This window comes from Cyanobacteria bacterium QS_8_64_29, from assembly GCA_003022125.1.
In the GTDB taxonomy this organism is placed as follows: Bacteria; Cyanobacteriota; Cyanobacteriia; order Cyanobacteriales; family Rubidibacteraceae; genus QS-8-64-29.
Map to the genome: position 1 here is coordinate 22,044 of PXQH01000018.1, position 8,998 is coordinate 31,041.

Here is an 8,998-nt window from a genome sequence, read left to right on the forward strand (position 1 = left end):
GGCTGGATCGCCCGCTCGAATGCATCAAGGTCGCTGCCTCAGGCCCCGCTGCCCAAAACGTACAAGCTAACCAGGGTCCCGCTGTTCCAGAGCCCGTGCAGCAGGATGGGGGCAAGCAAGTTGCGCGATCGCGTATAGACAACGCCCAGGATCAGCCCCAGCGCTGCCAGTGGCAGCACCTCCGATGGAGTCAGGTGCGCGATGGAAAATAGCAGGCTGCTGGCAACGATCGCACCCCAAACCGGCATGTAGCGCGTGAGCGAGGGCAGCAAAAACCCGCGAAAGATCGCCTCCTCAAACGCCGGCGCCGCGATCGCGGCCGTTACAAAGAAAATGCCCAGTGCCAGCGGGTCTTGGGCTTGCAGGGCCAAAAATAAAATGGGATTGCTCCCGCCCTGACCCTGCCAAATTTGTTGGTTGAGGGCCGAGACCAGCAGCACTAGCGGTAGCGCGACGGCATAACCGCCCAGGCCCCATGCCAGCCAACTGTCCCGCAGCCGCAGCCGAAACCAGCCGGCAGGCAGCGGCAAGTAAGGCTTGAGGGAGCGGTAGAGCACGTAAAAGCCGCCGGCCGCCATCAAGCCGTAGCTGGCCAAAACGTAGAGGGCCTTGCCGCGCACGTCCAGCCCGCTCGGGTTGAACCCCAAGAGCCCAAACGCCAGCGGCAGCAGGATCTGGCCGATGGCGAAAAAGCCCACCACCAGCACCTGCCACGTTGTTTCCCAATCCCAAGGAGTCTCCCAGCGCACGCTGCTGTTGGCCGCCAGCAGCGAGTTCGAGCCGCGCAGCGCCCGCTGCACCAGCACAAATACCAACAGCCCAATCCCGATCAGGCTGCCCACACCGGGGACTAGGGCAACCAGCGCCAGCTTGACGGCTGCGCCTTTAGCGCGGGCGCGCTCGCGCGCTTGCAGCGACTGCAGCGCTTGCGGGCGCGCTTGCAGCCGATACAGTTGGCGCAAGCTCCGATAGCGAAACCAACCGTCCAGGTTGGCCTTGAGCGTGGCCTCGGCATGGGCGGGCACTTGCGGCGGCTGCTGCCACAATCCGGTCAGCACGCGGGCCGTCCGGGCGCGATCGCCATCGCTGGTCGCTTGAGCTGCCTCGCGCCACGTCTGCTGGGCGGCTTCGACATTGCCCCGCTGCGCCTGCAGCAATCCCATCTTGAGGTCCAGCTCGGTGAGCCGGGGCTCGGCCTCACGCAGCTGCTGGCGGGCTGGGGACGCCGAGGCCTCCTCAGCTGCTTCGGCCGCGACCCGAGAGCGCGCTTGCAAGCTCGAGCGCTGGCTCGCAACGGTCTCGCGCACCTGGCGGTACTGCTGCAGCGCTGCCTGGTAGGGATCGTCGCCCAAAAGGGCTTCGCGCGCCGTCTCCAGCTGCCTTGGCTCGATGGGCTCGAACCGCTCGGCCGTCAGCTCGGTGATGTGGAGGGTGAGATCGGTTTGGTAGAGTTGCAGTCGCGCCTGAACTTGGGACTGCGCCAAACTGCTGCCCAAATCGAGCGCCATCTTGGCGACCGCGATCGCGGTCAGTACGGCCAGAACCACGCGTTTGACGGTCATGCACTCCCCACAGGCGCGCTCGATCGCAATTATCGCATTGCCCGTTGGACCGTGCCCGCCAAGCACGCGAGGGCAGGGTAAAATGCTGCTGGCTCGCCCGCGCGAGCCCGACCCTACGCCGGGGATGGCGCAAGCGAGGAGCGATGGAGTTGAGCACGCGCGTTGTCATCGTCCGCCACGGGCAAAGCAGCTTCAACGTCGAGCAAAAGATCCAGGGGCGCTGCGACGAGTCGGTCCTGACCGAGCGCGGCGCGGCCGATGCCCACCGCGTGGGGGACGTCCTGCGCGGTTCGCCGGCCGATGCCATCTACAGCAGTCCGCTGCAGCGCGCCCGGCAAACTGCCGAAATCTTACAGGCGTACCTGCCGCACTCGCCCCCGCTGCAAACCACCGAGCGGTTGCTGGAAGTCGATCTGCCGCTTTGGGAAGGGCTCACCAAGCAGCAAGTGCGCGAGCGCTTCCCTGACGATTACCGCCGCTGGCACCAGCAACCGCACGAGCTCGCCATGCGCGTATCGGGCCCTGAGGGCGAGCGGCTTCACTACCCGGTGCTGGCGCTCTACGAACAGGCCCAGCAGTTCTGGCAGATGCTGCTGGCGCGGCATCGCGGTCAAACCATCGTGCTGGTCGCGCACAACGGCATCAACCGCTGTGCCATCAGCAGTGCCATTGGCATTCCTCCATCGCACTACCACACCATCCAGCAGACCAACTGCGGCCTGAGCGTGCTGAACTTCAGCGGCGGTTGGGGCAATCCGGTACAGCTGGAATCGCTCAACCAGACCGCCCATCTGGATCTGCCGCTGCCGCCGCCGCGCGAGCAGCGCGGCTTGCGCTTGCTGCTGGTGCGCCACGGCGAGACGGACTGGAACCGCAGCTCGCGCTTCCAGGGGCAGATCGACATCCCGCTCAACACGGCAGGCCGGGAGCAGGCGCGCAAAGCTGCCGATTTGCTCCAGGACACCGCCATCGACTTTGGGGTGAGCAGTCCGCTGTTGCGGCCCAAGGAAACGGCCGAGATTGCCCTGGCGCACCACCCAAGCGCGGCGCTACAGCTCGAGTCGGGGCTGACCGAGATCGGCCACGGCCGCTGGGAGGGTAAACTGCAAGCCGAGATTGAAGCCGAATACAGCGAGCTGCTCCAGCGCTGGAAGTCCGCGCCCGAAACCGTGCAAATGCCGGATGGTGAGAACCTGCAGCAGGTTTGGGACCGCGCCATCGCGGCCTGGCAAGGCATCGTCCGAGAGGCCGCGCCGCCGCCAGAAGCGGAGTTCAGAACCGGGCTGGTCGTGGCGCACGATGCCATCAACAAAGTGATTTTGTGCCACTTGCTGGGCCTAACGCCGGCCCACTTTTGGCACATCAAGCAGGGCAATGGGGCAATCAGCACCATCGATTATCCCCAAGGCGCCGAGGGCTGGCCCGTGCTACAGGCCATCAACCTCACCTCCCACCTAAGTCAAGACGTGTTCGATCGCACCGCCGCCGGGGCGCTCTAGATGCCGCCGACAAAGCCCCCCGGTCGCAGCAGCCGGTGCGGGTCGAACTGCTGCTTGAGGCGGCGCATGGGGGCCAGGGCATTGCCCGGATATCCCCAGGGGTCGATCTGCTGCTTGAGCTCGGCTGGGGCGTCGAGCAGCGTCAGGTAGCCGCCTTGGGCCTCGCAGCGCGAGCGCAGCCCGGCAATGCGGTCGCGATCACTGCCCTGGGGCAGGTGCAGGCGGCCGATACCGCTGCGCAAGTGGATTAGGGTGCGGCCGCTGCCTTCGGTGGCGGCATCGAGGGCTTGCAACCACGCGATGGCAGCACTCGGCCTAAGCCCAATTTTGGCCGTCACGGCCCCGGTGCCAGCCGGCGAGCGCGTCAGCTGCCGCAGTTGCTGCCACAGCGCCGCTTCGTCGTCCCCGCCGTAGCAGCGCACCGTTACGCTCTGGGCTTGCGCCCACTCTTTTATCCAAGCAATCTGGCGCTCGACGCCGGCACGGCTGCTTTGAAAGCGCACCACGAGTGCCATTGCCGATCCCAGCCCCAATTGCGCGGCGGTGCCGGTCCCCAGCCCATCGGCTGCAGTGGGGGTAAGCGGCGAGCGCCGCAGGACGCGTGCAGCCTCGGCCATGGCGCCCGCGTCGCCTGCGAGCAGCGCCGTCTGCGAGGCGGCCGGTAGTGGGTACACGCGAAAGCTCAGCTGCGAGATAACGCCCAGCGTCCCCCAAGCGCCAGCCATGAGCTTCATCAGGTCGTAGCCGGCCACGTTTTTGACCACGCGCCCGCCACCGCGCGCGAGCTGGCCGTCGGCGCGCGCGAAGGTAATGCCAATGGTTAAATCGCGCACGCCGCCGTACTGCTGCCGCCAGCTGCCGGAATCGGCCGTTGCCACAATGCCGCCCAGCGTTGCCGTTTCCGGATAAGCAGGATCGAGCGGCAGGAACTGACCGTGCTGGTGGAGCGTGGCTTGCAGCGCCGCAAGGGTCATGCCCGCTTCGGCAGTTACAGTTAGATCGCCTGCGGCATGGTCGACCAGTCGGTTGAGGCGTTGGGTGCTGAGGGCTAGCTGGGCTCGCTCGGCCGGGCCACCCCAGCCCAGCTTGCTGGCCGTCCCGCAAGGCAAGACCGACCAACCCTGCTGGTGGGCAGCGGCCATAACCCCGGCTAGGGCTTGCTGCGTTTCGGGCAAGACCAGGCAGGTAGGGGGCTCGGAACCGGCCAGGCCGGCGCTCAGCTGCCGCTGCCACCGATCCGAGAGCGCTTCCCAGGGCTGGACTTCAGCCTGCTCGGCTGCCAGTACCGAGGCAATGTCGTCCATACGCTGCCATCGCCCGCTCGCTTGCAGGCTAGGCTACCACTTGCAGCATTGCCCGCCAGGAAGCGCCTGCTCCCCATGGGCAAACTCGACGTCCTGCTGCGGCGCGATCGCACCATCCGAGCGATGGGTTTTGATGATGCCCCCTTCGCCCGCCACTCAAGCGCGCCCGTGCCAGTTGCCGGCGTTGCGTGTGCGGGCACGCGCTTGGAGGGCATGGTTTGGGGGCATGTGGCGCGCGATGGCTGGGATGCCACCTCAATGCTGGCGCAGCTGCTGCTGGGGAGCAAGTTCCTGCCACAGCTGCACGTGGTGCTGCTGGATGGCATTTGTCTGGGCGGCTTGAACGCTGTGGATCTGCCCGCTCTGGCGGGGCAGCTCGAGCGTCCCTGCATCGCCGTCATGCGCCGGCCGCCGGATGCCGCTGCCATGGAACGGGCCATGCAACGCCTGCCTCACCCGAGGGCGCGCTGGGCGATCGTGCAGCGGGCGGGCCCCGTGCGCGCGCACCCGCCGTTCTACTTCCAGGCTTGCGGCACCGATGCGGCCACGGCTGCCCGGGTACTGGAGCGGCTCACCGACTGCGGTCGCGTCCCGGAACCGCTGCGGCTGGCGCACGCCATCGGTTCGGCCGTGGTTTTGGGCGAGAGCCGCGGCCGCGCCTGAGCGCCTAGTCGGGCATGGCGATCGCGATCTTGCCGAAGTTGCGGTTGGCTTCCATGTACTGGTGGGCTTGCGCGATTTCGGTTAGCCCAAAGCAGCGATCCAGCACCGGGCGCAGGCTGCCATCGGCCAGCTTGGGCACCATCTGGCTGCGAACTGTTGGGTGAGGGCCATTTTGGCCTCAGGCGGCCGGCTGCGTAGCGTTGTCCCACGCAGCTGCAGGCGCTTGTCCATCAAGGTGCGGATGTCTAGGGTGGCGCTGCGCCCGCCCAAGTGCGCGATTTGAACGATGTGGCCCGCCAGCGCGGCTGCCTGCACGTTGGCAGCGAGCATCTCGCCGCCCAGAAAATCCAAAATGATGTCGGCGCCGCGATCGCCGGTGGCCTCGCCAACCGCGCGCGCCAGCGATTCCCGCTCCGGATCGATAGCGCGATCGACGCCCAAGGCCAAGCTCTGCTGGCGCTTCCACTCGCTGCGGCTGGTGGCCAACACCTGGGTTGCCCCCATGGCACGCGCGAGCTGGATGGCGGCCGTACCCACGCCGCTGCCGGCAGCATGGACCAGCACGGTGTCGCCCGCTTGCAGGGCCGCTTTGTCGGCCAGGGCATCGTAAGCGGTCAGAAAAGCTTCGGGGACGATCGCGGCCTCAGTCAGCGACAGCGCCGGCGGAACGCGCACCAGCATGCGCTCGTGAACCGTGACTTGGGTGGCGTGGCCGCCATCGGCGAGCAGTCCCAAGACGTGATCGCTGAGCTGCCAGTCCCGCACGTCAGCGCCCAAGGCCTCAATCGTCCCGGCAAATTCCAGGCCCGGGATGTCGTAGGAGCGGGGTTTGGGGGGTGGGTAGTTGCCCTGGCGCTGCATCAGATCCGCGCGGTTGAGCCCCTAGGCTGCCACGGCAACGCGCACTTCTTCCCGGGCAGGAACCGGATCGGGCAGCTCGCGAACGCGCAGGACCTCCGGGCCGCCGTATTGCGATAGAACGACTGCTTGCATCTTGGGCTTGCTTGCGGTCTTCCCAAAGGCGCGCGCTAGCGCAGCTGCCAGAGCTCGATGGTCCCGGCGTCGCCGCCGCCGGCCAACAGCGTGCCATCCGGGCTAATGGCCAGCGCCCGAATGGCCCCCGACTGGGCCTCCAGAGTTCGCAGGCGGCGGCCGGTCCGGGGCTGCCACAGGTTGAAGGTGCCATCCGAGCTGCCGCTGGCCAGCAGGCGGCCGGTAGGGTCAAAGGCGATCGCGGTTACCGACCAGGTGTGAGCAGTTAGGGAGCGGATCGCTTGGCTGCTGCGCAGGGACCAGAGCCGGACGGAGCAGTCCCAATCGCCGCTGCCGCTGGCCAAGACCTGTCCCTGGGGGGCAAAAGCCAGCGCGGTTACACCGTCGGCATGCCCCTGCAACGCCGGCAGTAGTTTGCCCTGGGGAAGGGACCAGAGCCGGACGGTGCCATTGCGAGTGCCCCCTGCCACGATCTGGCCGCTGGGATCAATGGCTACGGCATAAACCTCACCTGCGCCGCCCTCCAGCACGCGCACGCACCGGCCGGTCCGGACTTGCCACAGTCGCACGGTTCCATCGGCGCTGCCGCTGGCCAGCCACTGGCCTGTTGGGGTAAAGGCCACCGCGTGGACGGCCGAGCGGTGCCGGGCAATGGTTCGGTGCAGGCGGCCGGTTGGAGCTTCCCAGAGGCGGATCGCGCGGTCCCGACCGCCGCTGGCCAGCCAGTGACTGCTGGAATCGAAGGCAACGGCAGTGACGCGGCTGCCGGGCTGCGGCAAATCCCTGAGGGCTTGCCTGCACGCAGGATGCCAGAGCCGGGTGCCGTTCGCTTGGCCTTGATAGGGCGGCCGGCTGGCTTGGTGGCCGCTGGCTAGCAGGCGGCCGTTGGGGGCAAAGGCCAGGGCCGCCACTCGGGCTTGGGTGGGGCTGCCATCCCAGAGGGCAAGCAACGCGGGCGAGCGGCGCTTGCCGCGCCGACGACCGCTCGGGCGCTGGTGATCGCGGCGCAAATCCCGCATGACGGCTTCGGCCGAGCGGTAGCGCTGCCCGACGGCCCGTTGCGTCATGGCGTCCAAAACGGCAGCGAGCCGCTCGCTGACAGCACGGCCGGCCAGGCAGTCCCGCCACACCAAGCGCCCGTCACTGGGCTGGTAGAGATCGAAGGGCTCGAGTTGGGTTAGCAGCTGAATGCAAGTAATGCCCAGGCTATAGAGATCGCTGGCAAAGGTGGCTTTCCCCAGGACTTGTTCGGGCGCCGCATAGCCCGCCGAGCCCACTAACGTTCCGGTCTTGCCCAGGGCTGTCGCGCTGGCCTCCTTGGCCGATCCAAAATCGACCAGCGCTGGGGGACCGCCGCACCGCTCGCCATTGGCGGCCTGGCGGCAAATGATGTTGGCCGGTTTGATGTCGCGATGGATGACCTTGCCCCGATGGATGAAGGCCAATACCGGCAGCAGCGACAGCAGCAACCGGCGCACTTGGGCTTCATCGAACGCGCCTCCCTCATCCAGCTCGCGCGCTAGGGAGCGCCCGGGGACAAATTCCTGCACCAGATAGTAATGCCGCTGCTGCTTGCCGTGGGCCAGCAGATGGGGGATTTGGGCGTGCTGGCCCAGTTGCTGCAGGCGGCGCGCCTCGCGCTGGAGTGGCGCGTTTGCTGCCTGCGCGCTGCCCCAAGCGAGCTGCTTGATCGCGCAGCGGAGGCCGCGGACGGTATCGCATCCCAACAGCGTGCGCCCGAACCCGCCGCTGGCAATGGGCTCAACTGCCCGATAGCGCTCCCAAAGCGAGCCGGGTTGGCCGCAGCAGGGGCAGCTTGGGTTTTGCTCGAGCGCGTGCGGCTGCGGGCAGTCAGGATTGAGGCAATAACTCACAGGCGCGATCACGGCCGGACTGCTTTCATCGTGGCACCGGCAAGCTGGGCGTGAGGGATAGTCCCGAAGCGCTACCGTCAGCCCCAATTAAAAATTAATAACGCCGTTTTCCCCTGCCGCATGGGGAGTGGCTACGATCCGGATGTCTCCTATCTCACAGTGGGACGAGCCAGCAATTTGCGCCTCGCATCGGTTGCCGTCGGGCTGACGCGCCACCCTCGCGGTTGGCGGTTCGGGCGTTTTTTGAGAAACGGCCTCCGCGCCCGCCCGACTCAGTTTTTTGTTAGTCAGGTCAATCTGGGTACCCATGCTGGATCGCAATGTTGCCTCGAGCCAATCCAAACGCATTACGCCCTACAACAGCAGCCAGAGTTCGCCCCAAGCGGAGGGACTCACGTTTCGCAGCGAGACGATCGCCTTCGAAACCGAAGACGATGCCTGCATTTACAACGTGACGGCCACGGTCGAAGCAGTCCTGGAGCGCAACCCCATCCGGGAAGGGCACGTGTTGGTGTTTACGCGGCATACCACCACTGGGCTTGCCATTAACGAAGACGAGGTGCGCTTGCGGGAAGACTTCAAACGGCATTTTGCCCAGGTCGCTCCGCCCGAGCAGCGTTACATGCACAACGACTTGCACTTGCGGGACGTGCCCGATGACGAACCCCTCAACGCGCACGCTCACTTGATCGCTGTCAGCCTCAACACCAGCGAGTACGTCCCCGTCATGGAAGGGGAACTGGCACTGGGCAAGTGGCAGTCAATTTTGTTTTTCGAGCTGGATGGCTCGCGCCAGCGCAAGCTATTCGTGCAAGTGTGCGGTCAATAAAGCGCTAGAACTGCCACCGTGCGCATCCTGTCGTCGCTGCACCGGCCGGAGGCGATCCGCGCGTGCGCGGCCGAGCTGGCTGCGCGCGGTGCAACGGCCGTCCCGCTGCTTGCCGAGCGCGATCGCCGCGAGCTGGCAGCCCTAGCCGCGCGCTATCCCTACCGCGCGCAGCCTGATACCAATTACTAATAATATTGCACTGTTTTGGCGGCGCGGACCGCTTGCCGGATGAACTTCCAATTGGTGAGCGAGCGGATGGTCTACTCCGAGAGCT

General features: G+C 66.5%; 8 protein-coding genes. 3 read left to right on the forward strand and 5 right to left on the reverse strand.

What is annotated here, in order from left to right; translation table 11 throughout:
* Positions 1 to 38: 38 nt before the first annotated feature.
* A complete protein-coding gene (locus BRC58_03665; protein ID PSP18408.1) occupies positions 39 to 1,562 on the reverse strand; it encodes a CPBP family intramembrane metalloprotease domain-containing protein in 1,524 nt (507 codons plus the stop codon).
* Positions 1,563 to 1,711: 149 nt separating this feature from the next.
* Between BRC58_03665 and BRC58_03670 the strand changes: the two genes are divergently transcribed.
* Entirely contained in the window at positions 1,712 to 3,061 is a 1,350-nt protein-coding gene (locus BRC58_03670; GenBank protein PSP18416.1) for a histidine phosphatase family protein, read from the forward strand.
* Here the strand turns inward: BRC58_03670 and BRC58_03675 are convergent.
* Positions 3,058 to 4,365, reverse strand: coding sequence for an FAD-binding oxidoreductase (locus tag BRC58_03675; protein PSP18409.1), 1,308 nt, complete (start codon positions 4,363 to 4,365; stop codon positions 3,058 to 3,060). The genes BRC58_03670 and BRC58_03675 overlap by 4 nt on opposite strands.
* A gap of 75 nt (positions 4,366 to 4,440) precedes the next feature.
* Between BRC58_03675 and BRC58_03680 the strand changes: the two genes are divergently transcribed.
* The gene (locus BRC58_03680) at positions 4,441 to 5,028 is read left to right on the forward strand and encodes a DUF99 domain-containing protein (GenBank protein PSP18410.1); all 588 of its coding nucleotides are present in this window, start codon (positions 4,441 to 4,443) and stop codon (positions 5,026 to 5,028) included.
* Positions 5,029 to 5,032: 4 nt separating this feature from the next.
* Here the strand turns inward: BRC58_03680 and BRC58_03685 are convergent, their stop codons facing one another.
* The 3 genes from BRC58_03685 to BRC58_03695 all read right to left on the reverse strand — a co-directional run bounded on the left by BRC58_03685 (position 5,033) and on the right by BRC58_03695 (position 7,982).
* The gene (locus BRC58_03685; GenBank protein ID PSP18411.1) at positions 5,033 to 5,170 is read right to left on the reverse strand and encodes a hypothetical protein; all 138 of its coding nucleotides are present in this window, start codon (positions 5,168 to 5,170) and stop codon (positions 5,033 to 5,035) included.
* A complete protein-coding gene (locus tag BRC58_03690; GenBank protein PSP18412.1) occupies positions 5,110 to 5,889 on the reverse strand; it encodes an NADPH quinone oxidoreductase in 780 nt (259 codons plus the stop codon). The genes BRC58_03685 and BRC58_03690 overlap by 61 nt, the downstream gene beginning before the upstream one ends.
* 167 nt (positions 5,890 to 6,056) lie before the next feature.
* On the reverse strand, positions 6,057 to 7,982 hold the full coding sequence (locus BRC58_03695; protein PSP18413.1) for a hypothetical protein: 1,926 nt from the start codon (positions 7,980 to 7,982) through the stop codon (positions 6,057 to 6,059).
* A gap of 220 nt (positions 7,983 to 8,202) precedes the next feature.
* Between BRC58_03695 and BRC58_03700 the strand changes: the two genes are divergently transcribed.
* Positions 8,203 to 8,724, forward strand: a complete 522-nt coding sequence (locus BRC58_03700; GenBank protein ID PSP18414.1) for a secondary thiamine-phosphate synthase enzyme — start codon at positions 8,203 to 8,205, stop codon at positions 8,722 to 8,724.
* The last annotated feature ends 274 nt before the right edge of the window (positions 8,725 to 8,998 follow it).